General features: G+C 67.4%; 22 protein-coding genes and 3 tRNA genes. 13 read left to right on the top strand and 12 right to left on the bottom strand.

Annotation, left to right across the window (positions count from 1 at the left end):
• Nucleotides 1–64 precede the first annotated feature (64 nt).
• From KDK82_RS14895 to KDK82_RS14870, 7 genes are all read left to right on the top strand, one after another.
• Nucleotides 65–138 (top strand) — tRNA-Cys (locus KDK82_RS14895).
• A 146-nt stretch (nucleotides 139–284) separates the two neighbouring features.
• The gene (locus KDK82_RS32090) at nucleotides 285–473 is read left to right on the top strand and encodes a hypothetical protein (protein WP_143343468.1); all 189 of its coding nucleotides are present in this window, start codon (nucleotides 285–287) and stop codon (nucleotides 471–473) included.
• Nucleotides 474–521: 48 nt separating this feature from the next.
• A complete protein-coding gene (locus KDK82_RS14890; RefSeq protein ID WP_043824220.1) occupies nucleotides 522–1,286 on the top strand; it encodes a M48 family metalloprotease in 765 nt (254 codons plus the stop codon).
• 149 nt (nucleotides 1,287–1,435) lie between these two features.
• Nucleotides 1,436–1,511, top strand: a tRNA-Gly gene (locus tag KDK82_RS14885).
• A 98-nt stretch (nucleotides 1,512–1,609) separates the two neighbouring features.
• Nucleotides 1,610–1,700 (top strand) — tRNA-Leu (locus tag KDK82_RS14880).
• Between the two features lie 329 nt (nucleotides 1,701–2,029).
• Nucleotides 2,030–2,656: a DUF6806 family protein gene (locus KDK82_RS14875; protein WP_013803265.1), complete on the top strand. Its 627-nt coding sequence runs from the start codon at nucleotides 2,030–2,032 to the stop codon at nucleotides 2,654–2,656.
• Between the two features lie 32 nt (nucleotides 2,657–2,688).
• A complete protein-coding gene (locus KDK82_RS14870; RefSeq protein ID WP_088165324.1) occupies nucleotides 2,689–3,300 on the top strand; it encodes a M48 family metallopeptidase in 612 nt (203 codons plus the stop codon).
• A gap of 1 nt (nucleotide 3,301) precedes the next feature.
• On the opposite strand, the gene murI is transcribed toward KDK82_RS14870, so the two are convergent.
• From murI to KDK82_RS14850, 4 genes are all read right to left on the bottom strand, one after another.
• Entirely contained in the window at nucleotides 3,302–4,192 is an 891-nt protein-coding gene (murI, locus tag KDK82_RS14865; protein WP_088165323.1) for a glutamate racemase, read from the bottom strand.
• 58 nt (nucleotides 4,193–4,250) lie between these two features.
• Complete coding sequence (locus KDK82_RS14860) at nucleotides 4,251–4,838, bottom strand: GNAT family N-acetyltransferase (protein ID WP_088165322.1); 588 nt, start codon at nucleotides 4,836–4,838, stop codon at nucleotides 4,251–4,253.
• Entirely contained in the window at nucleotides 4,835–5,467 is a 633-nt protein-coding gene (locus KDK82_RS14855) for a class I SAM-dependent methyltransferase (RefSeq protein WP_088165321.1), read from the bottom strand. Before KDK82_RS14855 ends, KDK82_RS14860 begins: the two co-directional genes overlap by 4 nt.
• A 100-nt stretch (nucleotides 5,468–5,567) precedes the next feature.
• Nucleotides 5,568–7,121 carry a fumarate hydratase gene (locus KDK82_RS14850; protein ID WP_034391754.1) on the bottom strand — a complete coding sequence of 518 codons (1,554 nt, stop codon included), beginning with the start codon at nucleotides 7,119–7,121 and terminating at the stop codon, nucleotides 5,568–5,570.
• A gap of 315 nt (nucleotides 7,122–7,436) precedes the next feature.
• Between KDK82_RS14850 and fumC the strand changes: the two genes are divergently transcribed.
• On the top strand, nucleotides 7,437–8,828 hold the full coding sequence (gene fumC / locus KDK82_RS14845; RefSeq protein ID WP_088165320.1) for a class II fumarate hydratase: 1,392 nt from the start codon (nucleotides 7,437–7,439) through the stop codon (nucleotides 8,826–8,828).
• Between the two features lie 67 nt (nucleotides 8,829–8,895).
• On the opposite strand, the gene KDK82_RS14840 is transcribed toward fumC, so the two are convergent.
• From KDK82_RS14840 to KDK82_RS14825, 4 genes are all read right to left on the bottom strand, one after another.
• Nucleotides 8,896–9,795, bottom strand: a complete 900-nt coding sequence (locus tag KDK82_RS14840) for an alpha/beta hydrolase family protein (protein ID WP_088165541.1) — start codon at nucleotides 9,793–9,795, stop codon at nucleotides 8,896–8,898.
• A 145-nt stretch (nucleotides 9,796–9,940) separates the two neighbouring features.
• Nucleotides 9,941–11,167 carry a multidrug effflux MFS transporter gene (locus tag KDK82_RS14835; RefSeq protein ID WP_088165319.1) on the bottom strand — a complete coding sequence of 409 codons (1,227 nt, stop codon included), beginning with the start codon at nucleotides 11,165–11,167 and terminating at the stop codon, nucleotides 9,941–9,943.
• 1 nt (nucleotide 11,168) lies between these two features.
• The gene (locus KDK82_RS14830) at nucleotides 11,169–11,678 is read right to left on the bottom strand and encodes a MarR family winged helix-turn-helix transcriptional regulator (RefSeq protein WP_088165318.1); all 510 of its coding nucleotides are present in this window, start codon (nucleotides 11,676–11,678) and stop codon (nucleotides 11,169–11,171) included.
• Between the two features lie 163 nt (nucleotides 11,679–11,841).
• On the bottom strand, nucleotides 11,842–12,528 hold the full coding sequence (locus KDK82_RS14825) for a DUF3334 family protein (protein WP_088165317.1): 687 nt from the start codon (nucleotides 12,526–12,528) through the stop codon (nucleotides 11,842–11,844).
• A 139-nt stretch (nucleotides 12,529–12,667) separates the two neighbouring features.
• Here KDK82_RS14825 and KDK82_RS14820 point away from each other — a divergent pair, with 139 nt between their 5' ends.
• Together KDK82_RS14820 and KDK82_RS14815 are read left to right on the top strand one after the other, a co-directional pair.
• Entirely contained in the window at nucleotides 12,668–13,306 is a 639-nt protein-coding gene (locus KDK82_RS14820) for a ParB-like protein (RefSeq protein WP_088165316.1), read from the top strand.
• Nucleotides 13,306–14,931: a SulP family inorganic anion transporter gene (locus KDK82_RS14815; RefSeq protein ID WP_088165315.1), complete on the top strand. Its 1,626-nt coding sequence runs from the start codon at nucleotides 13,306–13,308 to the stop codon at nucleotides 14,929–14,931. The genes KDK82_RS14820 and KDK82_RS14815 overlap by 1 nt, the downstream gene beginning before the upstream one ends.
• 21 nt (nucleotides 14,932–14,952) lie before the next feature.
• Here KDK82_RS14815 and KDK82_RS14810 read toward each other — a convergent pair whose 3' ends face one another.
• A complete protein-coding gene (locus KDK82_RS14810; protein WP_088165314.1) occupies nucleotides 14,953–15,939 on the bottom strand; it encodes a LacI family DNA-binding transcriptional regulator in 987 nt (328 codons plus the stop codon).
• 135 nt (nucleotides 15,940–16,074) lie between these two features.
• Here KDK82_RS14810 and ptsP point away from each other — a divergent pair, with 135 nt between their 5' ends.
• Genes ptsP through KDK82_RS14795 form a run of 3 tightly spaced genes read left to right on the top strand, consistent with a single transcriptional unit; the run spans nucleotide 16,075 to nucleotide 21,355 of the window.
• Nucleotides 16,075–18,618, top strand: coding sequence for a phosphoenolpyruvate--protein phosphotransferase (gene ptsP, locus KDK82_RS14805; protein ID WP_088165313.1), 2,544 nt, complete (start codon nucleotides 16,075–16,077; stop codon nucleotides 18,616–18,618).
• Complete coding sequence (locus KDK82_RS14800) at nucleotides 18,615–19,580, top strand: 1-phosphofructokinase family hexose kinase (RefSeq protein WP_088165312.1); 966 nt, start codon at nucleotides 18,615–18,617, stop codon at nucleotides 19,578–19,580. Before ptsP ends, KDK82_RS14800 begins: the two co-directional genes overlap by 4 nt.
• Before the next feature lie 23 nt (nucleotides 19,581–19,603).
• Nucleotides 19,604–21,355 (top strand): PTS fructose transporter subunit IIC, encoded by a 1,752-nt coding sequence (locus KDK82_RS14795; protein ID WP_088165311.1) that lies wholly within the window; start codon nucleotides 19,604–19,606, stop codon nucleotides 21,353–21,355.
• 43 nt (nucleotides 21,356–21,398) lie between these two features.
• Here KDK82_RS14795 and proX read toward each other — a convergent pair whose 3' ends face one another.
• The 3 genes from proX to proV form a co-directional block, all read right to left on the bottom strand.
• A complete protein-coding gene (proX, locus tag KDK82_RS14790; protein ID WP_088165310.1) occupies nucleotides 21,399–22,445 on the bottom strand; it encodes a glycine betaine/L-proline ABC transporter substrate-binding protein ProX in 1,047 nt (348 codons plus the stop codon).
• A 110-nt stretch (nucleotides 22,446–22,555) separates the two neighbouring features.
• Nucleotides 22,556–23,770 carry a glycine betaine/L-proline ABC transporter permease ProW gene (gene proW, locus KDK82_RS14785; RefSeq protein WP_088165309.1) on the bottom strand — a complete coding sequence of 405 codons (1,215 nt, stop codon included), beginning with the start codon at nucleotides 23,768–23,770 and terminating at the stop codon, nucleotides 22,556–22,558.
• Nucleotides 23,767–25,101: a glycine betaine/L-proline ABC transporter ATP-binding protein ProV gene (gene proV / locus KDK82_RS14780; RefSeq protein ID WP_139093481.1), complete on the bottom strand. Its 1,335-nt coding sequence runs from the start codon at nucleotides 25,099–25,101 to the stop codon at nucleotides 23,767–23,769. The genes proW and proV overlap by 4 nt, the downstream gene beginning before the upstream one ends.
• Nucleotides 25,102–25,676: the final 575 nt, after the last annotated feature.

Here is a 25,676-nt window from a genome sequence, read left to right as displayed (position 1 = left end):
CGAACCCGTTTTCCCGCTCCAGTTTTAAAAACTGCAGCAATGCTGCATGTTTGATAGTGATCTTGGCGCGATAGCAAAGCGGTTATGCCCCGGATTGCAAATCCGGTTAGACCAGTTCGACTCTGGTTCGCGCCTCCAAAAATTCATTGCAGACACAGTGTTCAAAAGGCCCTTCGGGGCCTTTTTCTTTTTCTGCATCACGGATTGTTGCTCGTCCTTGATGCCATGTCTCCGCAGCGGCCTCGACTTGGCTGGCTCATCTTCTTCTCTTCCGATTCAGTGCCATGGCGATGCTTCACGCTCTGTGCATCGACAGCATGGCTGCATGCCTGTTTTGGTCATCCATTGCTGATTTGGTGAATTTAATTGTTTCCATTTGTTTTGAATGGACAGTCGTCGTTGAAATTTGGCATTGCTTGTCCATTGATGAATTGCAAGAAATTGCAAATGGGTTGTCATTGCCGGTAGATTGAATTGGCGGGTCGTGGATATGATGCGCGCTTCATTTATCGGGAGGGATTATGAAGATCAAGCTATTGACGGCGATTGTTGCCAGCGGCGTGGTGCTGGCGGGCTGTAAAACCATGGAGTCTGCCGATGTGGGCGGGTTGCTGGATTCGGGCTCCACGGCCATGAAGGCCATGACGCTCACGGATGACGACGTGGTCACGCTGTCCAATGATTCCTGCGCAGCCATGGATGCCCAGAACAAGGTGGCAGATGCAAAGAGCAAGTACACGCTGCGGTTGAACAAGGTGATTGCCGGCATGCCGCAGGCTGTCAATGGGAAGAAGGCTGTCTACAAGGTCTATATGACGCAGGACGTGAATGCCTGGGCCATGGCCAATGGCTGCATCCGTGTCTACAGCGGCCTGATGGATCTGATGAACGATGACGAGCTGCGTGGCGTGATTGGCCATGAAATCGGGCACGTGGCACTGGGTCACAGCAAGAAGCGCATGCAGACGGCCTATGCGGCTTCGGCTGCACGCTCTATTGCGGCCAATAGCGGCAATTCGGCGCTGGCCTCGCTGTCGCGTTCGCAGGCGGGTGATCTGGGTGAAAAGTTCATCAATGCCCAGTTCTCGCAGTCGCAGGAATCGGCGGCTGATGACTACTCCTTCGATCTGCTCACGGAAAAGAAGATGAGCCGCCAGGGGCTGGTCACATCGTTCCAGAAGCTGGCCAAGCTCAGCGCTGGCAGCGGCGGCAGCTCCATCCTGAGCTCCCATCCGCCGTCCGAACAGCGGGCCAAGCGCATGCAGGATCGCATCGACGGCAAGTAGGCGTCGACGGTGAAGCAGCCTGCCGCCGCAAGGTGCAAGGCGGGCTGCGATCTGCCTTGATGCAGATTTTTTGCGGGCTTCTTCCGAAGCGCCAAAAATCTGCGCTAGAATTCAAGTCTGCTCTGTGAAGCGCACAGCTTTACAGATACGCGGGAATAGCTCAGTTGGTAGAGCGCAACCTTGCCAAGGTTGAGGTCGACGGTTCGAACCCGTTTTCCCGCTCCAATTCAGAAAAAAGGGAAGCGGTAACGCTTCCCTTTTTCGTTGGTGCTGCAGTTGCAGGTGTGAGCAGTTCGCGCTGACCTGTGACGCTGCGGTGCAGGGCCCCGATGGTGAAATTGGTAGACACTGCGGACTTAAAATCCGCCGCTTCCGAACAGGGGCGTGCCGGTTCGATCCCGGCTCGGGGCACCACAACCCAATACGTACTAGGCATTTTTGCTATCTATACGGTAGCGGATTGAAGCAGCCAAGGCGCCTGCTGTTCCGCAAATTCAGGCGTCAGGCCGCAACGTGCATCGACGGTCCTGCCCGCTTGCTGCGCTGCACCGTGTCCATGCGTTGCCAAGACCTTGCCCGTTGGCATAACGTGCGAGAATCCATTCATCAGGCCCCGGGCTGCTTGCCTGGATGGCGCGGCTCGGGCAGACAGTGATGGCGATGCCTGCATGCGTTCCGTTGACATTGATCGTGGCACATGGTGCGGCGTGACAGGTGTGGCCAAACTCATCCCAGACGAGAACATGTCGAATTACAACGCTCCATTTGAAATCCACGTGCACGGCCAAGTGCTGCTGCGCCCCGACACGACCTACGAGCAGTTGCAGGAAGCGCTGGGTCCGCTGTGGAAGTATGCGGGGGCCCGTTCCCTGGCCGATGGCGCTGGCAGCGTCTATGAGGAAGAGCCAGGCATCCAGTTCGATACCAAGGAGCGCCTGCTCCAGGTGTGCTGGACCGTGCGTGGTGACGAGGATTTCCGCCAGTCGCTGGACGACATGTGCATGGGCATCAACGAGCTGGCCGAGCAGGGCGCGGCCATCGAGGTGACCTTCTACGACACCGAGTTCGACGAGGAAGAGGAGTCCGAAGAGGCCGAGTCGCGCGACGACTTCGTCATGCTCTTCGTTGGTCCGACGCCCGCGGCCATCATGCAGGTGCAGCGCGATCTGCTGGTGCAGGACGTGGTCAACCTGATGGAGCGCCATTTCGACGGCTCCGAGCTGGGTGGCGTGGTGCAGGAGATCGACAAGCTGTTCTCCCAGCGCTTCGACGCCCTGGTCAGCTCGCTGGAGATCGGCAAGCCGCCGCGCGGCATGGGCGGATCGGGTTCGGGCCACGGCGGCAACCGCCGCCCCCGCCACCTGCATTGAGCGCAAGGCGCTGCCCCGCGCAGCGTACAGCCATGGCGGCACAGGCCAGCACGCCCAAGTATTCCGGAGCAGTCACCGAGACCGTGCGCCGCCAGCGCGAGCAGCGGCGCGAGGTGGCCGGTGGCGCGCTGCCGCTTCCCTACCTGTCCGCCTACCCGGCCGCGCTGCAGTCACAGGTGCGTGGCTGGCTGGCCGATGACAAGGCCGAGGTCTGGCTGCTGCGCAAGCATCCCGAGGCCCATGCCGTGCGCACGGACAAGAGCCTCTATGACTACGTGGATGGCCTCAAGGGCCGGCACATGCGCAATGCCGGCACGCTGAACAAGGTGGCCTACGACGGCCGCATCCATGTGGTCCACAACGCCCTGGGCCTGCACACGCGCCGCACCGTGGTGCAGGGAAGCCGCCTCAATGCCCGGCATGAGATCCGCATCGGCGCACTGTTCAAGCAGGCGCCCGAGGCTTTCTTGCGCATGATCGTCGTCCACGAGCTGGCCCATCTGCGCGAGCCCGACCACGACAAGGCTTTCTACCAGCTGTGCACCCACATGGAGCCCGACTACCATCAGCTGGAGTTCGAGCTGCGCCTGTACCTGAGCTGGATGGACCACTCGGGCCGGCGCCTGTGGCAGGCGCAGCCCTGATTCAAGCGGCCGCTGGGACGGCGCTGGATTCTCCGACCTGAACGGACGAGCAGCATTGCGCGGGCAGCTCCAGCCAGCGCGATGCGGCCGATTGCAGGGCCTGCAGCGATCCCGTTGTCATCAACTGGACCTGGCCCTCTGCCGCGGGCAAGGGGCCTGATTCGCTGGCCAGGGTGCCCAGTCGGTCCAGTACGCGCCGCGTCTGGCGGGCTACCGGGGCACCTGTGTCGATGAACTGGATGTCCGGCCCCAGCAGCGTGCGCAACTGCTCGCGGGCGAATATGTAGTGGGTGCAGCCCAGCACCAGCGAATCCATCTCGCCCGTCTTCTGTCCGAAGCTGCCCAGGGCATTCACATACTTGGCGCATAGTTGCGCGACCTCGGTGGCCATGGGATCGGCGGGAACGGGTTGCTCCGTGCTTTCCTCGATGGCCTTGGCCAGTCCGTCGCAGGGCTGGACATGGAATTGCACGCGCTGGCCATGGTCGGCCACCAGGCGTGCAAAGCGTGCGCTGCTCACCGTGCCGCGTGTGGCGATCACGCCCACGTGGCCAGTCTGGCTCGACAGCGAAGCGGGCTTGATGGCGGGCTCCACGCCGATCAGGGGCAGTTCGGGCATTTCGGCGCGCAGCATGTCCACGGCCGCTGCCGTGGCTGTGTTGCAGGCGATCACCAGCACCTTTATCTGGTGCTGCTCGCGCAGATGGCGCGCAATGGTGCGCGTGCGCTGCTGAACGAAGGCATCGCCACGCGCATCGCCATAGGGTGCATTGCCGCTGTCGGCCAGGTAGACGAAGCGCTCATGCGGCAGTTCATGGCGCAGCGCCTGCAGGACGCTGAGGCCGCCGATGCCGCTGTCGAAGACGCCGATGGGAGAGGCCGGGGAGGTCATGTGGAGATGCGGATAAAGGCTTTTGGAGGCGGCGCCCAGTATGCCCGCTCGGGCGCGTTCATGCTGCGGCCATGGCTTGCTGCTGCAGCCATTGGGCATGTGTCAGGCGATACAGGCAATGCCTGCGCAGCGCATGGCCTGCCGGCACCTCCGGATGGTCGAAGTCATGGGCGTCGCGCTCCATGCCCAGGCGCTGCATCACGGCCTGCGAACGCAGGTTGGACAGCGCGGTGAACGAGACGATGGACTCCAGATGCAACGCGCCGAAGCCGTGCTCCAGCGCCGCCCGTGCGCCTTCGCTGGCCAGGCCCTGGCCCCAGAAAGGCCGGGCGAGCCGCCAGCCGATTTCCACGCAGGGCGAGAACGGCAAAGACGCGGCGGGAGTATGCAGCCCGATGAAGCCCATGAACTCGCCGCTGGCAAGATGCTCTGCCGCCCAGAAGCCCCAGCCGCGTTCCTCGATCAGTGCCTGGATCCTGTCTGCCATGGCATCGCTTTGTTCACGGCTGAGCAGTGCCGGAAAGTGCTCCATGACCTGTGGGTCGGCATTCAGCGCGGCAAAGGGCTGTCGGTCGCCGGTCCGCCACTGGCGCAGTATCAGGCGCGGTGTCCGCAGGGTTGCTACAGGGGAATGTGTGGTGGTCATGGTTGGAGAGGGCGCTGCAACACCAGCAGATACGCGGCTGCATGGCCGTGGAAGGAGTGGGGGATGAAGCCTGCCTCGCCTGCCAGCTTTTCCACGCTGGTGCGGCGCTGGAAATGCGGGTCGAAGACCAGCTCGGCCACGGCCAGCAGGCCGCCGGGGCGCAGGCTCTGGAACACGTCGGCCAGCGCGGCCTGGCGGTCCGGGATCTCTCCCAGTACGGCGGCCATCACGGCGCGGTCGTGCTGCTCGGCTGCGAGCTGCCCCTGGCCCAGCGCAGCCGCCTGGGTGCGCACATTCTCCAGCCCCTGGGCGCGTGCCTTGGCCGCCACCTGTTCGAGCATGGCCGGCTGCAGGTCCACGGCCAGCACCTGTCCCTGCGCGCCAACGGCACGCGCCAATGGCAGGGTGACGCGGCCCGGGCCGCAGCCGGCATCCAGCACCTTCATGCCTGGCTGGATCTGCAGTTGCCCGACGATGAAGGCGGCCTTGTTGCTGGCCGCGAATGGGTTGTTAAGCTCGACCATCCAGCGCAGCCAGGACGGGCAGGGCAGGACATGGCGGCGGGAGGACAGGCGCCAGGCCAGACTGGTCACGGCCAGCAGGGCGATGAGGACGAGCGCGATGGTCATGTTGAATGGGCTGTGTTGCAGGCAGCGGGCAGTCTGTCACAAATGCCCGCACCAATGAAAAGACCGCCCGAAGGCGGTCCCTTTGCGCTTGGCGCCGGCTTCAGGCCGAGGCGATCTCAATGGTCTTGAACTCGCCGGATGCGATGCGCTTTTGCCATTCGGCCGGGCCCGTGATGTGGGCGCTGGTGCCGCCGGCATCCACGGCCACGGTCACGGGCATGTCCACCACGTCGAATTCGTAGATGGCTTCCATGCCCAGGTCCTCGAAGCCCACGACCTTGGCGTTCTTGATGGCCTTGGACACCAGGTAGGCGGCGCCGCCCACGGCCATCAGGTAGGCCGACTTGTGGTTCTTGATGGACTCGATGGCCACCGGGCCGCGCTCGGCCTTGCCGATCATGGCGATCAGGCCGGTCTGCTCCAGCATCATGTCGGTGAACTTGTCCATACGGGTGGCCGTCGTGGGGCCTGCGGGGCCCACGGCTTCGTCCTTGACCGGGTCCACCGGGCCGACGTAGTAGATCACGCGGTTGGTGAAGTCCACGGGCAGCTTCTCGCCCTTGGCCAGCATGTCCTGGATGCGCTTGTGGGCGGCATCGCGGCCCGTGAGCATCTTGCCGTTGAGCAGCAGGGTGTCGCCGGGCTTCCAGCTGGCCACTTCTTCCTTGGTCAGGGCGTTGAGGTCCACGCGGCGCGACTTGTTGTAGTCAGGCTCCCAGTCGATCTTGGGCCACAGGTCCAGCGAGGGTGCGTCCATGTAGACCGCGCCGGAGCCGTCCATCACGAAGTGCGCGTGGCGCGTGGCCGCGCAGTTGGGGATCATGGCCACGGGCTTGGAGGCCGCGTGCGTGGGGTACATCTTGATCTTGATGTCCAGCACGGTGGCCAGGCCGCCCAGGCCTTGCGCGCCGATGCCCAGGGCGTTGACCTTCTCGTACAGCTCCAGGCGCAGTTCCTCGACCTGGTCGAGCTTTTCTCCGCGCGCGGCCTTGGCCTGCAGCTCGTACATGTCCAGGTCTTCCATCAGGCTTTCCTTGGCCAGCAGCACGGCCTTCTCGGCGGTGCCACCGATGCCGATGCCCAGCATGCCCGGCGGGCACCAGCCCGCGCCCATGGTCGGAACGGTCTTGAGCACCCAGTCCACCAGGTTGTCGCTGGGGTTCATCATGATCATCTTGGACTTGTTCTCCGAGCCGCCGCCCTTGGCCGCCACGGTCACGTCCAGCTTGTCGCCGGGCACGATCTGCACGTTGATGACGGCAGGCGTGTTGTCCTTGGTGTTCTTGCGCGCGAACAGCGGATCGGCCACGACCGAGGCACGCAGCGTGTTCTCGGGATGGTTGTAGCCGCGGCGTACGCCTTCGTTGATGGCGTCTTCCAGGCCGCCCGTGAAGCCTTCCCAGCGCACGTCCATGCCCACCTTCAGGAACACGTTGACGATGCCGGTGTCCTGGCAGATCGGGCGGTGGCCGGTGGCCGACATCTTGGAGTTGGTCAGGATCTGGGCCATCGCGTCCTTGGCCGCCGGGCTCTGCTCGCGTTCGTAGGCGCGGGCCAGGTGGGCGATGTAGTCGGCGGGGTGGTAGTAGCTGATGTACTGCAGGGCGCCTGCGATCGAATCGATCAGGTCCTGCTGGCGGATCGTGGTGGTCATCGGTGGGGTGTCTTTTTTGATCGGGGGAACAGGGGGAGGGGAATCCCGGGGGCGATTATCGGCGCTGCAGGGGGAAAAGTGCACGCAATGGGCGCAGTCTTGTACAAGAGTCGAGGGGTTTGCCTGGACAAGCCCGCCTCGGCGACACCTCGGTGGGGGACGGATGCGAGAGGTTCCCATTTACGGAGTTACCATGAGCGGGTTTTTGCCATTGCGGCCCTGCCAGCCAGATATCCCCGAGCCACGTCCTGCGCGGCCCGCCGACCTGCCTCCAGCCAACTGCGCCGCGTTGTTTTCACCAAGGAGTCCATACCAATGACCGCGACCCGCCAGGAAAAAGACACTTTCGGACCCATAGCCGTCCCCGCAGACAAGCTCTGGGGTGCGCAGACGCAGCGTTCGCTGCAGAACTTCGACATCAGCGGAGAGCAGCAGCCGCGCGAGATCATCCACGCGCTGGCCCAGGTCAAGAAGGCCTCGGCCACCGTCAACCACAAGCTGGGCCTGCTGGACGAGAAGAAGACCCAGGCCATCCTGGCCGCCGCCGACGAGGTGATCGCCGGCAAGCACCCGGACGAGTTCCCGCTGGTGGTCTGGCAGACCGGCTCGGGCACGCAGACCAACATGAACGTCAACGAGGTGCTGGCCAACCGCGCCAGCGAAATCCTCGGTGGCGAGCGCGGCGAGTCGCGCCTGGTCCACCCCAATGACGACGTGAACAAGAGCCAGTCGAGCAACGACGTGTTCCCGACGGCCATGCACGTGGCTGCCGTCACGGCCATCGAGCAAAAGCTGCTGCCCGCCATTGCCCTGCTGCGCAATACGCTGCAGGCCAAGAGCGAGGCCTATGCCGACATCGTCAAGATCGGCCGCACCCATCTGCAGGACGCCACGCCGCTGACGCTGGGCCAGGAAATCTCGGGCTGGGTAGCCCAGCTGGCCCATGGCGAAAAGCATGTGCGCGCCGCGCTGCCGCACCTGTACGAGCTGGCGCTGGGCGGCACGGCCGTGGGCACGGGCCTGAATGCGCCCAAGGGCTATGCCGAGGGCGTGGCGGCCGAGCTGTCCCAGCTCACCGGCTACCCGTTCGTGACGGCGCCCAGCAAGTTCGAGGCCCTGGCCTCGTGCGACGGCCTGGTCCACGCCCACGGCGCGCTCAAGACGCTGGCCGCCAGCATGATGAAGATCGCCAACGACGTGCGCTGGCTGGCCTCCGGCCCGCGCAGCGGGCTGGGGGAGATCTCCATCCCCGAGAACGAGCCCGGCTCGTCCATCATGCCCGGCAAGGTCAACCCCACGCAGAGCGAAGCCGTGACCATGCTGGCGGCCCAGGTCTTCGGCAACGACGTGGCGATCAATTTCGGCGGCGCCTCGGGCAACTTCGAGCTGAACGTGTTCCGCCCCATGGTCTCGCACAACTTCCTGCAGAGCGTGCGCCTGCTGGCCGATGGCATGAGGAGCTTCAACGACCACTGCGCCGTGGGCATCGAGCCCAACCGCGAGCGCATCACCGAACTGGTGCAGCGCTCGCTGATGCTGGTGACGGCGCTGAACCCGCACATCGGCTACGACAAGGCGGCCTACATCGCCAAGAAGGCGCACAAGGAAGGCTCCAGCCTGCGTGAAGCCGCCGTGGCTTCCGGCCACCTGACCGGCGAACAGTTCGACGCCTGGGTGATCCCTGCCAAGATGGTCGGCAATCTGTAAGACCTGCTGATGCAATCAAAAAGGGGAGCCGGCCGGCTCCCCTTTTTTCTTCACCGCCTGGCCTGCCTCAGTTGTCCGCCTGCGGGCGGCGCACGGTGCGGAACACGTACTTGAGCGCGTCGCCGATGGTGCTTTCCCAGACCGGCCATTCATGCTTGCCGTTGACGATGCGCAGCTCGGCAGGCTGCTTGTTCCTGCGCAGCTGGGCGTAGAGCTGGGCGGCGTCGGACTCGATCATGAATTCATCGTCGTCGCCCGAGTTGATGTACATGGGCACGCTGATCTTGCGGGCGAGAAAGCTGTCCCACAGCACAGGGTAGTTGTAGCTCTTCCAGACCGTGGTGCTGTACTGGCCGCCCGTATTGGGTTCGGCAAAGACCTTGACCGAGCGTGCCGAGGAATCGGCGGGCGGCTCGGGGTTGTAGATGGCGGGGCTCAGCAGGGCGGCGGCCTGGAATTTCTCGGGGTACTTGAGCACGTAGCGCAGCGCGCCATAGCCGCCCATGGACAGGCCGCCGATCACGCGGCCATCGCGGCTGGTGAGGGTGCGGTACTTCTTCTCGACATGGGGGACGAGGTCCTGGAAGAAGGCCGTCTCCATGGGCTCCTTGAGGTCCACGTACCAGGTCGTTCCCGCGTCGGGCATGACGATGATGGCGGGCGGGATCTCCCCGTTCTGGATCAGCTGGTCCACCGTGCGCAGCAGGTTGCCCTTGACGGGCCAGTCGTTGCGCTGTCCGTCATTGCCGTGCAGCAGGTACATGACGGGGTAGCGCAGCCTGGACTGGGCGTCGTAGCCCGTGGGCAGGTAGACGTTGTAGGTCCAGCTGCGCTGCAGCGTGGCGCTCTTGAACTCGGCGGCCTCGATGGAGCCGGCATGGGCGGCCGGGCCGGCCAGCAGCGCGGCGGCCGCCAGCGTGCCGAAGGCGGCCTGGCGCAGGACGATGGAAAAGGAAAGTTGGCGCATGTTTTTTGTCTCCTGTGGGCCGTGGCGGCTGGCCACGGCTGCGCCAATGTAATCGAGGGCCTGCGCGCCTCGGGCCCGCATGCGGCCGGACCGTCGCCTGGGCGACTGTGGCCCTCAGCCGGGGCGGCCCTCGCCGGGGCGCCCCTCAGCCGGGCGCACGCTGCGCGTGGCGCAGCGCGCTGCGAAAGCCCAGTTGCCCCAGCACGCAGGCCACCACCAGGGCCAGCGCTGCCGACAGCGCCGGGTTGCTGCCCAGGCTGGCGCCCAGCGTGCACAGGCCGCCCACGGCCATCTGGGTACTGCCGTAGACCCCGGCGGCCGAGCCCGTGAGGCGCGGATGCACACTGAGCGCGCTGGCCAGCGCCGCAGGGCTGGTCAGGCCCGAGCCCAGCGCGAACAGCACCATGAGCCCCACCACGATGGCCGGCGTGAGCTGGTTGAACAGGGCCAGCAACAGCAGCATGGCCGCGCTGGCCAGGCTCAGCAGATTGCCGTTGAGCATCAGCCGCTCCAGGGGCCAGTGGCGTATCAGCTGGCGGGCCAGCGCATTGCCCACGGCCATGCCGCCCATGAGCAGGCCCAGGTAGATGGCCACCTCATGCTTGGTGGAATGCAGTTGCTCGATGAAGACGAAGGGCGCTGCCGCCAGGAAGGCATAGATGGACGTGGTGGCGCAGCCGCCGCCCACGGCAAAGCCCACGAAGGCAGGGGAGCGCAGCAGGCTGCGGTAGTCGTCGCGGATGGTGCCCAGGTGCAGGCGGCCCGTGGGCTGGCCGGTTTCGGGCAGCAGTTTCCAGATGGCGAAGGCCGTCACGCCGCCGACCACGGCCAGCGTGCCGAAGATGGCGCGCCAGCCCAGGGCGTCGTCGATGGCCGAGCCGATGGCCGGCGCGATGCCGGGACCGATCATCATCATCAGGTTGAGCAGCGCCAGGCTGCCCACGGCGTTCTCAGGCGTGCTTGAATCGCGCGCAATGGCGCGGCCCAGGGCCAGGCCCGCGCAGCCGCCCAGCGCCTGGAGCAGCCGCGCGCCGATCAGCCAGGGGGCGGACGGGGCGAGAAAGGCCGCCAGGCTGGCCAGCGCATAGAGGATGAGCCCGGCCAGCAGCATGGGGCGGCGCCCCAGGCTGTCCGACAGCGGGCCATAGATCAGCTGGCCCACGCCCAGGCCCAGGATGTAGACCGTGATGGTCAGCTGCATCTGGCTGGCACCGGCCTGGAGCTGGCGTGCCGCATCGGGCAGGGCGGGCAGGAACATGTGCATGGCCAGCGTGCCGACGATGGTCACGATCACCAGCAGCCACAGCGGCGCCTTGCGGCTGGCCGCTGTATGGCCCTGGGCGGGTGATAGCGAAGAGTGCTCGGCCGCCATCTCAGGCAGCCTGCTCGTCGGGCAGGTCCGTGTCGCAGGCGGGCTCGGCGGCCATGGCCTCCAGCAGGCGCTGCAGCGTGGCATAGGCCGCGCCCAGTTCCTCGGGCGGCACGGCGCCCAGCACCTGGGCGCGGGCCTGCTGCAGCAGGCCCTGCACGGCTTCTACCTGGGCATGGCCGGCTGGCGTGAGCTGGATTTTCCTGACGCGGCGGTCGCTGTCGTCCACGCGTTCTATCCAGCCCTGGGCGGCCAGGCCGTCCACCAAGCGCACGACGGAGGAGCTGTCCAGCGCCAGGGAGTGGGCCAGATCCTTCTGGCGCATGGCCTCGGGCGAGCGCGCCAGGTGCATCAGCGGCATCCACAGTGCCTGGGTCAATCCCATGGGTGCCAGCAGCCGGTCCAGCGTGCGGCGCCACTGTTTGTTCACCTGCCCCAGCGTGAACATGAAATGCCTTTGCACGGCGGCGGGGTCGGCCTGCGTGGGCGGTGAGGGGGCGAAAGGGGACGACATCGGGTGATATTCAAATAGTTGGCATCCCAATTATCTGTATATCAACGATGTCGTTTGCGGGGCCGCCCTGATACATCCGCATGCATCAGGGTCTTGCCCGCAGTGCCGGGGCCGTACGCCGGGCTGTGTGCCGGGGCTGTATGCCGGAGCCGCGTGCCGGCAGTTACATGCCCAGCGACTTGAGCAGTTCGTCGGTGTCGGTGCTGGCGGCCGGCGCGGGCGCTGCGGCCGGGGCGCTGGCGGCGGTCTGGGCCATGAGCGCATCGGGATCGGGGCGCTCCTGGGGCTCGAAGTCCACGACCTTGATGAACTCGGTGCGGTCCATGGCCAGTTCGAGATAGAAGATGTTGTTGTTGCCCGTGTAGAAGGTCACGCGGCGCGCCTCGGGGGAGTCGAGGTTGGCGTCCACGCTGAGGTTGACCTGCTTGTTCAGGCGGATCATCTTGGGCTGGCTCTGGGTGATGTAGGTCTGCAGTTCGCGCTGGACCTTGCTGGTGAAGTCGCCCACCACCTGGTTCATCAGCTCGCCCATGACGTTGCTGACATCGTCGGAGGTGTAGGAGCTGGCAAGGTCCTCTTCACCCATGCCCATGCTCAGCATGTAGCTGCGGTACAGCTCCATGGCGGCGGCGGCCGAGAAGTTGATGATCACCAGGCCCGAGAAGCCGCCGTCCACCAGGACAAAGCAGCCGATGTCGGGCTTGAGGCTGGTCTTGGTGATGCGTTGCACCATGCCCGAATACTGGATCTGGCACTGCGTGGCCACCTGGAGCACGCGCGAGACGGAGTTGCAGAGGCTGATCAGCACGTCTTCCGTGCCATGGACGATGGGATGTTGGGGCTGGTTCATGAGGTCAACGGGACAAAATTGTGAGCGATTATGGGTGCAAGTCCGTTGTTGCGACCATTTGTAACTCCGAAGGCGTATTCTGGATGCCGGACCGGGCAGCCCGCCGGGTCCGTACGTTTGATGCAACGGAGGTTGGACGATGAGAGCACAGCAGCATCTGACCCGGGTTCCGCTGGACGCACTGCGTCCCACGCAGATGACCATCGGCGCCGCCGAAGTGCAGACCAAGCGCGCCCAGTGGGGCCGCCTCAGGCGCAAGGAGCGCGAAGGCCTTCTGGCCTCACACTGGTTTCCGGCCGTGCTGGGGCCGCGTGGCCTGCACTACATCGTTGACCACCACCACCTGGGGCTGGCGCTGACGCAGGAGTCCGTGGAGCAGGTCTGGGTCATGCAGCTGGCCGATTTCAGCGAGGCCGATCCGCTGATGTTCTGGCGCCTGATGGAGTTCCACCAATGGGCCCATCCATATGACGAGCGCGGCCGCCGATGCGACTGGGCCAAGATGCCCGAGCAGCTGGACCGCCTGCGCGACGACCCCTACCGCAGCCTGGCCGGCGCCGTGCGCAAGGCCGGTGGCTATGCCAAGGACACGGCGCCTTTCGTCGAATTCCTCTGGGCGGATTTTTTCCGCACGCGCTTTGCACCCAAGGACCTGCGCAGTGGCAAGAGCGATGTCGCCTTGCCCGATCAGGCCCTGCATGAGGCCCTGGACCTGGCGCACGGCGCCGAGGCGCGCTACCTGCCGGGCTGGTCCGGCGTCGTTGCCCCGCAATCCTGATGCGTGCGCCTGGCCTGCCTGCCTTGGCCGATTGGGGCGCCGGCCTGTCCATCGCCGGCCTGCTTCTGCCCGAGGCCGTGGCCTATTCCGGCATCGCCGGCCTGCCGCCGCAGGCCGGGGTGATTGCGCTGTTCGCCGGGCTGCTGGCCTATGGCCTGCTGGGGAGCAGCCGCTTCGCCATCGTCTCGGCCACATCCTCCTCTGCCGCCGTGCTGCTGGCGGCCACGGCGTCCATGGCCGGCACCTCGCCGCAGCAGCGCATGCTGCTGGGCGTGGGCATCGTGCTGCTGACGGGCCTGTTCTTCGTGGTGGCGGGGCTGGCGCGGCTGGGCGCGGTCTCCAATTTCATTGCCAAGCCCGTGCTGCGCGGTTTTGCGCTGGGGCTGGCGTTGACCATCGTGGTCAAGCAGATCCCGCATGCCGTCGCCTTCCAGCCCATGCATGGCGATCTGCCGCGCTTTGTCTGGGAGCTGCTGGCAGGCTGGCGGCACTGGAATGGAGCTGGCCTGGCCATGGCCGTTGCGGCGTTGCTGCTGATGCGTGTGCTGGCCCGCTGGCGTGCCCTGCCTGCGGCCTTGCTGGTGATTGCGGCCGGCATTGCGCTGGATGCGGGCGGCTGGTGCGCGCGCTGGGGCATTGCGGCCGTGGGGCCGATACGGCTGGATTTCTCCAACCCCGGCATTCCCTCGCTGTCGCGCGCCGAATGGCTGCGCCTGGGCGAACTGGCCTTTGCGATGGCGCTCATCCTCTATGCCGAGTCCTATGGCTCCATCCGTACCTTTGCGCTGCGCCACGGCGACCGCGTCGATGCCAACCGCGACCTGATGGCGCTGGGCGCGGCCAACCTGCTGTCGAGTGTGTTCCATGGCATGCCCGTGGGCGCGGGCTACTCGGCCACCTCGGCCAACGAGGTGGCGGGCGCGCAAAGCCGCGCTGCAGGCCTGGTCGCCTGCGCCGTGGTGGGCCTGGCCGTCTGGCTGCTGCTGCCCTGGATAGAGCGCACGCCGCAGCCGCTGCTGGCCGCCATCGTCATCCATGCCGTGGGCCACACGCTGAACCCTGCCGCGCTGCGCCCTTACTTCGCCTGGCGGCGGGATCGGTTGATCGTGGTGCTGGCCTTCTTTGCCGTGCTGGCGCTGGGCGTGCTCGACGGGTTGCTGCTGGCCATTGCGGCCAGCCTGCTCATGCTGCTGCAAACGCTGTCGCGCTCGCATGTGAGCTGGCTGGGCAGGCTGGGGGACACGCATGACTTTGTCGATGCCGCACGCCACCCCGACGCGGTGGTGCCGGCCGGCCTGCTGATCGCGCGGCCCGAGGCGCCGCTGTTCTTCGGCAATGCCGACCCCGTGTTTGCGGCCATCCGGGAGCGCCTTCAATCCCTGCCTTCGCCCCGCGGCGTGGTGCTGAGCCTGGAAGATTCGGCCGATCTGGATGCCACCAGTGTCGAGGCGCTGTGCGACTTCGCGGCCCAGTTGCGGCAACTGGGCGTGCCGCTGGCCCTGGCACGCGTCAAGGACCCCGTGCGCGACCTGCTGGCGCGCGTGGGCAATCCGGCCTTGCCGCACGCCAGCTATGCGGGCTGGAGCGTGGACGACGCCGTGCGCCAGTTGCAGATCCCTGCGTGATCCCCGCCCCGGCGCAGCGCCTCAGCCCGCCGCCTGGGTGGACTCGCGCACGATGCAGCGCCCCTGCATGATCACCTTGCGCAGCGGCAGATCGGGCGTGTGCAGCCGCTCCATGAGCAGGCCGAATGCGGCGCGGCCCATGGCCTCCACCGGCTGCTCGATCACGGTGATGGCGGGGGCCACCAGTTCTGTCCAGCGCTCGTTGTCGAAACCGGCAAGCGCCACATCGCCCGGGATGCGCAGGCCTGCGGCGCGTATCGCGCGCAGGCAGCCTTCCAGCAGCAGGCTGTTGCTGGCCACGAAGGCATCGGGCCGCTGCGGCTGGCGCAGCCATTGCGCGACCTCGGCCTCGGCGGCATCGCTGGTCGGGGGCAACTGGCGCAAGTCGGGCGCCAGGCCCGCATCGCGCATGGCGGCCAGATAGCCGTCGCAGCGCTCGCGCGCCGTGCTGCTGGTGCTGCCGAAGACGCCGGCAATGCGGCGGCGGCCCTGGTCCACCAGATGCCTGACCAGGGTGGCGCAGGCCTGGGCGTTGTCCAGCACCACGCTGTCATGGCAGGCCGGGGCGCCCGCCCGGTCCACCAGGACGACGGGGAACTCCAGCTGCATGCGCTCGAGCTTGTGCAGGCTGGCCTGGGTGGGCGCAAAGATCAGCCCCGCGATGCGCTCTTCCTGCATGAGCTGCAGGTACATGGCTTCGCGCTGCGGGTCTTCGTCGGTATTGCACAACAGCACGCGCCGGCCCTGGCGATAGGCCTCGGCCTCGACCGCGCGGATCAGGGCCGTGAAAAACGGGTTGCGTATGTCGGCCACCAGCACGCCCATGGGGCCAGCGTCGCGCGCGCGCAGCCGACGCGCCATCAGATTGGGCCGGTAGCCCGTGGCCTGCACGGCGGCCGCGACCCGCGCCCGGACCTCCTCGCTGACCGAGCCGCCCGCCAGCGCGCGCGACACCGTCGATTTGGAAACCCCGGCCGCACGGGCCACATCGTTGATGCTGATGCTCAATGCAATCGTTCCCGTTGGTTGTGGTGTACCGCAGAGGATAACTCCAAAGAAATGCCGAGTTATGGCCGGATTATGGCCGGGTTATGTTGCAGTGCAGATTGACTGATGGTTGGGAACGTTCCCACAATCCGCGCCATGATCAATGCCCATTCATCCCTCCCGGCGGTTGCACCCACCGCTCCTGCGGGCCTGCAGATCGCCGTGCGCCTGGACGCCAGGGTGCGCGACAAGGCCGACGCCATTGCCCAGGCGGCCCGGCTGCTCCAGGACCGTGGCTGCGTGGCCCCTGGCTATGCCACCGGCATGCAGGCGCGCGAGGCCCAGGCCGAAACCTTTCTGGGCCACGGCGTGGCCATTCCCCACGGCCGCGCCGAAGACCGGGCCCTGGTGCTGCGCGACGCGGTGGCCGTGCTCCAGGTGCGCGAGGGCCTGGATTGGAATGCAGGCCAGAACGTGCATCTGGTCGTGGCGGTGGCGGCACGCTCCGATGCCCACATCACCTTGCTGCGCCGCCTGGCCGGCCTGCTGCAGACACCCCGGCTGCAGGCGCTGTTCACCACGGGCGATGCGCAGCAGGTCATTGATGTACTCCAGGGGCAAGCGGACCCGGCGCCGCCTGCCGCCCGCCCGGCGGCAGTGGACCTGGCCGAGGCGCGCGAATGGACCATTGCCTATCCCAACGGCCTGCATGCGCGGCCTGCCACGCGCTGGGCGGAGGCGGCGCGCGGCTTTGCCTCGCGCATCCAGGTGCGCCATGGCGGCGAGGTGGCCGATGCGCGGCAGATGGCCAGCCTGCTGCACCTGGGACTGCGCGAAGGCGACAAGGTCACCGTCTCGGCAGAGGGGCCCGATGCCAGTGCCGCGGTCCAGCGCCTGTGTGCCGTGGCCCAGGCCCTGGTGGCCCAGGAACGTGCCGATGCCGACGCCGCTGCGCGCAAGGCGGCCGAATCGCCCGCCACGGGCTGGCTGCCGCCGCTGGCGCGGCCTGCCTTTGTGGGCCTGGGCGCGAGCCCGGGGCTGGCTGTGGCCCGCATCCACCAGTGGCGTGTGGAGGCCGCCGAGATCCCCGACCTGCCCGAGCCACTCAGCGTGGGCGGCGCGCGGCTGCATGCGGCGCTGGCCGAGACGCAGGGCCAGCTGCGTGCCCTGCATGACGACACCCGCCGCCGCCTGGGCGAAGGCGATGCGGCCATCTTCAGCGCGCAGGCCGAGTGGCTGGGCGACACCGGACTCATCACGCGCGCCTGCCAGTTCATGGTCCAGGGCCACGGCGTGGCCTGGGCCTGGGACCAGGCCGTGGAGGAGGGCGCTGCCCGTCTCCAGGCGCTGGACAACCCCGCGCTGGCCGCGCGTGCCGCCGATCTGCGCGACGTGGGCCGGCGCGTGCTGGTGCAACTGCAGCCCTCGCTGGCAGCGGCGGGACCGGAGGGCCTGCCGGAAGGCGGCTGCATCCTGGTCGCGGCCGATCTTTCGCCCTCGGAAACCGCCCAGCTGGACACGGCGCGCGTGGCCGCGCTGGTCACGGCGCAGGGCAGTCCCACCTCGCACACGGCCATACTCGCGCGCACGCTGGGGCTGCCGGCCGCCGTGGCGGCAGGCGGCGGCGTGCTGGGCATGGCCGATGGGACTCTGGCCATCGTCGATGGCGCCAATGGCCGCATCTACCTTGATCCTTCGGAGCAGGACCTGGCTTCGGCGCGTGCCCACATGGCCGAGCAGCGGGCGCTGCAGGAACGCGTGTCCGCGCAGCGCAGCCTGCCTGCCATCACCACCGATGGCGTGCGCATCGAAGTCTGCGCCAACGTCAACCTGCCCGAGCAGGTGCCGCTGGCCCTGTCCCAGGGCGCCGAGGGCGTGGGCCTGATGCGCACGGAATTCCTGTTCCTGGAGCGCGGCAGCACGCCCGGCGAGGACGAGCAGTACGAAACCTACCGCGCCATGGCGCAGGCGCTGGAGGGCCGGCCGCTGATCGTTCGCGCGCTGGACATCGGCGGCGACAAGCAGGTCGCCCACCTGGAGCTGCCGCGCGAGGACAACCCCTTCCTGGGCGTGCGCGGCGCGCGGCTGCTGCTGCGCCGCCCCGACCTGCTGGAGCCCCAGATGCGCGCCCTGTACCGGGCGGCCCGCGATGGCGCAAGGCTGTCCGTGATGTTTCCCATGGTCACCAGCGTGCAGGAACTGCTGGCGCTGCGCACGGCCTGCGAACGGCTGCGCGCCGAACTGGACGCCCCGGTCCTGCCGCTGGGCATCATGATCGAGGTGCCCGCCGCCGCCGTGCAGGCCGACGCACTGGCCCGCCATGCCGATTTCTTCTCCATAGGAACCAACGACCTGACCCAGTACGTGCTGGCCATGGACCGCCAGAACCCGCAGCTGGCGGCCGAGGCGGACAGCCTGCATCCGGCCGTGCTGCGGATGGTGCGCGCCACCGTGCAGGGCGCTGCCACCTGCGCGCGCCCCGTGGGCGTCTGTGGCGGACTGGCTGGCGACCCGTTCGGCGCGCTGCTGCTGGCCGGGCTGGGGGTGGGCGAGCTGTCCATGACGCCCAACGACATCGCCGGTGTCAAGGCCGGCCTGCGCGCGGCCAGCCTGCGGCAGCTGCAGGCGCTCGCAGACAGGGCGCTCGGCTGCGAGGATGCCGCGCAGGTGCGGGCACTGGCCAAGGAGGTGACGGCATGAACGCCCCGCAAGCCATCACCGTGACCCTGAACCCGGCCATAGACCAGCTCGTGACCCTGGATGCGCTGCTGCCCGGCCAGGTGCAGCGCGCATTGGGCAGCATGCAGGCGCCGGGCGGCAAGGGCATCAATGTCGCCGCCGCCTTGGCGGGCCTGGGCGTTTCCACGGCCGCGCTGGGCGTGCTGGGCAGTGACAACGCCGGCATGTTCGAGGCCTTGTTCGCCCAGCGCGGCATTGCCGACGCCTGCCTGCGCGTGCCGGGCCAGACGCGCACCAACATCAAGCTGGTGGCCGATGGCGGACGCCAGACCACGGACATCAACCTGCCGGGCCTGATGTTGGCCGAAGCGCATCTGCACGCCGTCATGTCCGCGCTGGCCCGGTATCTGCGGCCCGGCCTGGCCGTGGTGCTGTCGGGCAGCCTGCCGGCCGGCCTGCCTGCGGACAGCTGGGCCCGGCTCCAGGCCCAGGCCGTGGCCGCCGGTGCCGATGTGCTGCTGGACACCAGCGAGGCCCCCCTGGCCGCCGCCCTGGCGACGGCCCCCCATGCGGCCATGCCCTGGGCCATCAAGCCCAACCGGGAGGAGTTGCAGGCCGCCACAGGCCAGCGCCTGGACGGCCGCGACGCGCTGCTGGCCGCCGCGCGCCGCCTGCTGGACAGGGGGCTGGGGCTGGCCGTGGTGTCCATGGGCGAGGAGGGCGCGCTGTTTGCCAGCGCGCAAGGTGCGGTGATTGCGCGGCCGCCGCAGCGCGCGCGCGGCAGCTCCGTGGGCGCGGGCGATGCCATGGTCGCGGGCATGGTGGCCGCGCGGCTGCGCGGACTGGATCTGGCGGACACCGCACGCCTGTCCACGGCCAGTGCGCTGGCCTGGCTGCAGGCCGCGCCCGCGCGCGAAGTCGATGCCAACCGCGTCCAGGCACTGGCTGCCAGCGTGCTGCTGGAGCCATGCCAGTGGCCGTGATCCCCCATTCTTCAGGAGCTTTCATGAACCCTCTTTTTGTGGTGATCGCAGCCGCCGGGCACGACGCCGAAGCGCTGCTGGCCGCCGAAGCCCTGCGCCATGCGGCCGGACAGCGTCCCTTGGCCGTGGAAGTGCGCGCCAGCGGCGGTGTGATCGGGCTGCATGCGGCCGATGCCGCCGCGCAGGCCGGGCAATTGCTGATCGTGGGGGATGCCGGCACCGATGACGATGCAGATACCGACGCCGATGCCTCCCGCTTCGTGCAGGCCGCCGTCGAGCGCTGCAGCCTGCGCGAGGCGCTCGACGATCCGGCCGGCGTGCTTGCACGCTGCGCTGCCGCCAGTCCCGCAGCACAGCGCATGGGCGAGAGTCTGGGCAAGCGCACGGGCAAGCGGATCGTGGCCGTCACCTCCTGCCCCACTGGCATCGCCCACACCTTCATGGCGGCCGAGGGACTGCAGCGCGGCGCGGCGGCGCTGGGCCACGCCATGCGCGTGGAGACACAAGGCTCGGTGGGCGCGCTCGATGCGCTGACGCCGCAGGAGATTGCCGAGGCCGACCTGGTCATCATCGCCGCCGACCGCGAGGTCGATCTTTCGCGCTTCGCGGGCAAGCCGTTGCTGCGCAGCGGCACCAAGCCGGCCATACGCGACGGCTCGGGGCTGATCGCCAAGGCGCTGGCCGAAGCCACCGTGCATGGTGCCGCCGTGGGCGCTGCTGCAGGCGGCGCCGTGCCCACGCCGGCCCGGACCCAGGGCGGTGCCTATCGCCACCTGATGACCGGCGTGTCCTTCATGCTGCCCTTCGTCACGGCGGGCGGCATTCTGATCGCCATGGCCTTTGCGCTGGGCGGCATCTATGTCCATGACGATGCGCACCAGGGCACGCTGGGCTGGACGCTGTTCCAGATCGGCGCCAAGGGCGGCTTTGCGCTGATGGTGCCGGCACTGGCCGGCTATATCGCCTATTCCATTGCCGACCGGCCCGGCATTGCGCCGGGCATGATCGGCGGGATGATCGCGTCCAGCATGGGCGCAGGCTTCATCGGCGGCATCGCGGCCGGCTTCATCGCCGGCTACGGCGTGGCCTTCATGGCGGCGCACATCCGGCTGCCGCAGGCGCTCAAGGGCTTGCTGCCCATGCTGATCCTGCCTGTGCTGGGCAGCCTGTTCACGGGGCTGCTGATGTTCTATCTGGTCGGTGCGCCCGTGGCCGAGCTGCTGCAGTGGCTGAGCGCCTGGCTGCGCGGCATGCAGGGTGCCAGTGCCTTGCTGCTGGGCCTGTTGCTGGGCGCGATGATGGCCTTTGACATGGGCGGGCCGGTGAACAAGGCCGCCTATGCGTTTTCCACGGGAATGATCGCGAGCCAGGTCTACACGCCCATGGCTGCAGCCATGATCGCCGGCATGACGCCGCCGCTGGGGCTGGCCCTGGCCACGCGCCTGTTTGCCGACCGCTTCACGCGCGAGGAGCGCGGCAGCGCCGCCTCGGCCGGCGTGCTGGGCCTGGCCTTTGTCACCGAGGGGGCCATTCCCTACGCGGCGCGCGATCCGCTGCGCACGATTCCGGCCCTGGTGCTGGGCTCGGCCGTGGCCGGAGCCGTGTCCATGCTGGCGGGGGTGGAGCTGAAGGTGCCGCATGGCGGCATCTTCGTCGCGCCCATTCCCAACGCCGTGACCCACGTGGCCATGTATGCGGTGGCGCTGGTGGCGGGCGTGGTGGTCACGGCCATCGCCCTGCGCCTGTTCAAAAGGCCCGCCGAAGCGGGCCTTTGAAGCAGGAAGCCGGGGGAACGCCTGGAGCGGCTTCCCGCAGCGTTCAGCGGGCTGCGGCGCGGGCCTGTTCCAGCCAGCCGTCGAAGGTCTTCTGGTGGGCCTTGATCCAGCCGTCCACATGGCGGTTGATGTCCGAGGGCTTGTTCTGGCCCTGGCTCATCATGTGGTTCTGCGCGCTGATGTCGCCCACGGGCAGCTGCATCAGCTCGAACAGCTTGCCGGCGTCGGGGTGCTTGTCGGTGAAGGCCTTGTTGGCCACGATCTGCTGCTTGTTCACCACGAAGCCGTAGTTCTTGCCGTTGGGCAGCTTGGTATCGAACTTGGCCTGCTCGCCGGGCAGCGAGGAGAAGGGCACCTCCAGCCACACCACGTCCTTGCCGGGCTTGAGCACGTTGCTCACCCAGTAGGGCGTCCAGGTGTAGTAGAGGATGGGCTTGCCGGCCTTGTAGCGCGAGATGGTGTCGGCGATCAGCGCCGAGTACGTGCCCTGCTTGTGGGTCACGGTGTCGCGCAGCTTGTAGGCCGTCAGGTGGTGCTCGATCACGGCCTCGCAGCCCCAGCCGGGCGTGCAGCCGGTGAGGTCGGCCTTGCCGTCGCCGTCCGAGTCGAACAGCTTGGCGATCTTGGGGTCCTTCAACTGGCCGATATTGGTGATCTTGTATTCGTCGGCCGTCTTCTTGTCGATCAGATAGCCCTGGGCGGCGTTGTCCGAGTAAACGCCCTTGCGGAACAGCTTGGCGTCGCCGCCCGCGTTCTTGTAGTAGTCGGCGTGCAGCGGGTTCCAGTGCGTGGCCAGGAAAGTGGCATCGCCATTGGCAATCGCCACGTGGGCCGTGGGGTACTCGACTTCCTGGAAGGGCTGCACGTCGTAGCCCAGCTTCTCCAGGGCCTTCATGACGATCAGGGTCTGGAAGCTTTCTTCGGCGATGGAGCTCTTGAGCGGCGACACCTTCACGCCCTTGCCGGGTTGGTCGCTGGCGGCCGATGCGCCTGCGCAGGCCAGTGCGATGCCGGCAGCCATCGTGGCGGTGCGCAGCCAGTGGCTGGCAGTGGCAGTTGGCAATCGATTGTGGTTCAGGGCTTGGTTCATCCTCGGGTTCCTCCGTTGTGTGATGAAAGGGGAGTGGGCGGCCAGCCTGGCTGGCCGCTTTTCGGGAAGGCGGCGCGGCAGTGGGCCCATCCGCGCCGCAGTGAAGGCATTCAGCTGGTGCTGCCGCGATGGACCGGCTTGTTGCCGGCGCCCAGCAGGCGGGCAATGCAGCCGGCGGGGCCGCTGTGCCACCAGCGCGCACCGCCACGGGTCGTCTGCCCCATGGCCTGGGTGATGCGGTCCAGCACGATGGCCAGCAGCACGATGCCCAGTCCGCCCACGGTGGCCAGGCCCATGTCCAGGCGGCCGATGCCGCGCAGCACCATCTGGCCCAGGCCGCCCACGGCGATCATGGAGGCGATCACCACCATGGACAGCGACAGCATCAGTGCCTGGTTCACGCCGGCCATGATGGAGGGCATGGCCAGCGGCAGCTGCACCTTCCACAGCAACTGCCAGGGCGATGCGCCATAGGCGCGGCTGGCCTCGATCAGGTCGGGGCGCACCTGGCGGATACCCAGGTTGGTCAGTCGGATCAGCGGCGGCAGCGCGAAGATGATGGTCACGATCACGCCGGGCACGTTGCCGATGCCGAACAGCATCACCACGGGCACCAGGTAGACGAAGGCCGGCGTGGTCTGCATGGCGTCGAGCAGCGGGCGTGTCCAGCGCTGGGCACGGTCGCTGGAGGCCAGCAAAATCCCCGCGGGCAGGCCGATGACCATGCAGAACACCAGCGAGGTCAGCACCAGGGACAGCGTCACCATGGCCTCGGGCCAGATGCCCAGCATGGCGACCACCACCAGCGAGATGGCGGCGCCAATGGCCATGGCGCGGCCCGCGAACTGCCAGGCCACCAAGGTCAGGATCAGGATCAGCAGCGGCCAGGGCAGGGCCAGCATGGCATCGGTGATGCCCGACAGCGTGCCGTCGATGGGCGTGCGCACGGCCTGGAAGAAGGGGCGGAAATGGTGGACCACCCATTCCAGGCCGCTGTTGATCCAGCCCTGCACGGGCAGGCCGTCGGTGGTCAATTGGTGCCAGAGGCTGGCATGGGCGTCGTCGGGAACGCCCGAGCCGGCCGAGGCGCCCAGCCAGTCACCGCCTGCAGCATCACCGCCGCTGGCGGCGCCCCAGGGATCGGCCGAGGCAGCGGGTGCCGGCGTGGCAGCGGTTGCCCAGGGGTCGGCGCTTGCAGAGGCCGCGGAATCGGTGGAAGCAGGGGCTGCGGAATCGGTGGAAGCAGGGGCTGCGCTCGCATCGGCCCAGGGATCGGTGGCGGCAGCGGTGGTGTTCGGGTTCAGGCTGTTGGTTGCATCGCTCATGCGGCATCTCCTTGTCGTTGTTCGATCGGCTCCACGGTCGGCGCGACGGTGGGGGCGACGGTGGGGGCGTTGGAGGCCGGGAAATGCGGGTTGAGCGTGACCGGCGGCACGATCTCCTGCGGCGGCGGCACGGGCGGCGTGTCGCGGTCCAGGAAGCGCAGCATGGTGGTGCGGCTGACCACGCCCATGAACTGGCCGTCGTCGCTGGTCACCGGTAGCGCGCAGGGCGCGGCGGCCACGGGGCCGAACAGCTCGGCCACCGGCGTGCCTGCGGACAGCGGCTCGACGTTGGGCAGGAAGGCGTGGCTCAGGCCCAGCATGCCGGGGCGGCCATGCAGTGCGTCGCGCAGCGACTGCGAGGACACCACGCCCAGGAAGCGGCGGCGCGCGTTGACCACATAGGCGTAGTCGCGGTCGGAGTCTTCCAGCAGACGCTGGGCTGCGCGGCAGCCGCGGTCGCTGTGCTCGGACACCACGGTCAGCGCCTGGCGCGCGATGTCGCCGGCCTTGAAGACCGAGGCCGCATCCACGCCGCGCACGAAGCTGCGGACATAGTCGTCGGCCGGGCTGCGCAGGATCTCGTCTGGCGTGCCGACCTGGATCACCTGGCCGTCCTTCATGATGGCGATGCGGTCGCCGATGCGCATGGCCTCGTCCAGGTCATGCGAGATGAAGACGATGGTGCGGCGCTGGATCTGCTGCAGGCGCAGCAGCTCGGACTGCATCTCCGTGCGGATGATGGGGTCCAGGGCCGAGAAGGCCTCGTCCATCAGCAGGATGGACGGATCGGACGCCAGCGCCCGGGCCAGGCCCACGCGCTGCTGCATGCCGCCCGACAGCTCGTCGGGGTAGCTGGCGCCCCAGGCGCCCAGGCCCACCTGCTCCAGCGCGGCCTGGGCCTGTGTCTGGCGCTCGGCCTTGTCGGCGCCGGCCAGCTCCAGGCCGAAGGCCGTGTTGTCCAGCACCGTCATGTGCGGCATCAGCGCAAAGGACTGGAACACCATGGAAATGTCCTTGCGGCGCAGCGCGCGCAGATCGCGCTCGCTCAGGGCATTGATGTCCTGGCCATCGACCACGATGCGCCCGGCCGTGGGCTCGATGAGGCGGTTGAGCATGCGCACCAGGGTGGACTTGCCCGAGCCCGACAGGCCCATGACGACGAAGATCTCGCCGGCCTCGATGGTGAAATTGGCGTCGAACACGCCGATGGACTGGCCCGTGCGCTCCAGGATCTCCTGTTTGCTCAGGCCCTGTTGGACGAGGTCGAGTGCGGTCTTGGGGTCGTCCCCGAACACCTTGAACACATGATCGATGATGATCTGCTTGGCCACTGTGGCGTTCTCCTTTTGGGTGAGATGGAACACAGTCCAGCGTCCTCGACGGGCGAAGACGCTGGCGCGCAAGCCAAAAATGAAGCCCTGATGCCGTTCGCTGCAGGGGACTGCCGTCCCCCGTTGCTGGGATTCAAACAGGTGCGAAAGCACCCGAGGCGGCTCGGATGGCACGCGAAGCGGTGCGCAAGAGCCAGAAGTCGAGAGCAGCCGGCGGCGAGGCGCGCGGTGTCTCAGTCGGGCATCGTGGCTGAAGATCAGCCAGCGCGATGCCCCACAACATCAGGGCCGAGTTTCGGCCCGGTTGACGGGGCTGTGCCGGGAGCACAACGATCCGCCGGGGTGTATCGGCAGGCCGTGAAGACGGTGCCGATGACCTGCTTGGCAGGTTGTAAAGAAGCCGAAATTATATAAAACAGGTTTTACTGCGTCAAAACGCATGAGCCGAAGAAGGCCTGTTTTGGGCTGTTTCAAGCCCTTGGGGGCTGCAATCTGGCCAGTATTTGCTCACTTAATGAGAGCATTGAAACCATGATTCGCAAGGCATATGCTGTCATCGATGAATAAAATCGGTC

Source organism: Delftia sp. K82 (genome assembly GCF_002193035.1).
Classification (GTDB): Bacteria; Pseudomonadota; Gammaproteobacteria; order Burkholderiales; family Burkholderiaceae_C; genus Comamonas; species Comamonas acidovorans.
Note: the sequence above shows the minus strand (reverse complement) of the source record. Positions and strands in the feature narration are given on the sequence as shown.

Excerpts from the sequence above, each read along its gene's own strand:
- KDK82_RS32090 (WP_143343468.1), top strand. The coding sequence starts at position 285 with ATGGCGATGCTTCACGCTCTGTGCATCGACAGCATGGCTGCATGCCTG.
- KDK82_RS14890 (WP_043824220.1), top strand. The coding sequence starts at position 522 with ATGAAGATCAAGCTATTGACGGCGATTGTTGCCAGCGGCGTGGTGCTG.
- KDK82_RS14875 (WP_013803265.1), top strand. The coding sequence starts at position 2,030 with ATGTCGAATTACAACGCTCCATTTGAAATCCACGTGCACGGCCAAGTG.
- KDK82_RS14870 (WP_088165324.1), top strand. The coding sequence starts at position 2,689 with ATGGCGGCACAGGCCAGCACGCCCAAGTATTCCGGAGCAGTCACCGAG.
- murI (WP_088165323.1), bottom strand. The coding sequence starts at position 4,192 with ATGACCTCCCCGGCCTCTCCCATCGGCGTCTTCGACAGCGGCATCGGC.
- KDK82_RS14860 (WP_088165322.1), bottom strand. The coding sequence starts at position 4,838 with ATGACCACCACACATTCCCCTGTAGCAACCCTGCGGACACCGCGCCTG.
- KDK82_RS14855 (WP_088165321.1), bottom strand. The coding sequence starts at position 5,467 with ATGACCATCGCGCTCGTCCTCATCGCCCTGCTGGCCGTGACCAGTCTG.
- KDK82_RS14850 (WP_034391754.1), bottom strand. The coding sequence starts at position 7,121 with ATGACCACCACGATCCGCCAGCAGGACCTGATCGATTCGATCGCAGGC.
- fumC (WP_088165320.1), top strand. The coding sequence starts at position 7,437 with ATGACCGCGACCCGCCAGGAAAAAGACACTTTCGGACCCATAGCCGTC.
- KDK82_RS14840 (WP_088165541.1), bottom strand. The coding sequence starts at position 9,795 with ATGCGCCAACTTTCCTTTTCCATCGTCCTGCGCCAGGCCGCCTTCGGC.
- KDK82_RS14835 (WP_088165319.1), bottom strand. The coding sequence starts at position 11,167 with ATGGCGGCCGAGCACTCTTCGCTATCACCCGCCCAGGGCCATACAGCG.
- KDK82_RS14830 (WP_088165318.1), bottom strand. The coding sequence starts at position 11,678 with ATGTCGTCCCCTTTCGCCCCCTCACCGCCCACGCAGGCCGACCCCGCC.
- KDK82_RS14825 (WP_088165317.1), bottom strand. The coding sequence starts at position 12,528 with ATGAACCAGCCCCAACATCCCATCGTCCATGGCACGGAAGACGTGCTG.
- KDK82_RS14820 (WP_088165316.1), top strand. The coding sequence starts at position 12,668 with ATGAGAGCACAGCAGCATCTGACCCGGGTTCCGCTGGACGCACTGCGT.
- KDK82_RS14815 (WP_088165315.1), top strand. The coding sequence starts at position 13,306 with ATGCGTGCGCCTGGCCTGCCTGCCTTGGCCGATTGGGGCGCCGGCCTG.
- ptsP (WP_088165313.1), top strand. The coding sequence starts at position 16,075 with ATGATCAATGCCCATTCATCCCTCCCGGCGGTTGCACCCACCGCTCCT.
- KDK82_RS14800 (WP_088165312.1), top strand. The coding sequence starts at position 18,615 with ATGAACGCCCCGCAAGCCATCACCGTGACCCTGAACCCGGCCATAGAC.
- KDK82_RS14795 (WP_088165311.1), top strand. The coding sequence starts at position 19,604 with ATGAACCCTCTTTTTGTGGTGATCGCAGCCGCCGGGCACGACGCCGAA.
- proX (WP_088165310.1), bottom strand. The coding sequence starts at position 22,445 with ATGAACCAAGCCCTGAACCACAATCGATTGCCAACTGCCACTGCCAGC.
- proW (WP_088165309.1), bottom strand. The coding sequence starts at position 23,770 with ATGAGCGATGCAACCAACAGCCTGAACCCGAACACCACCGCTGCCGCC.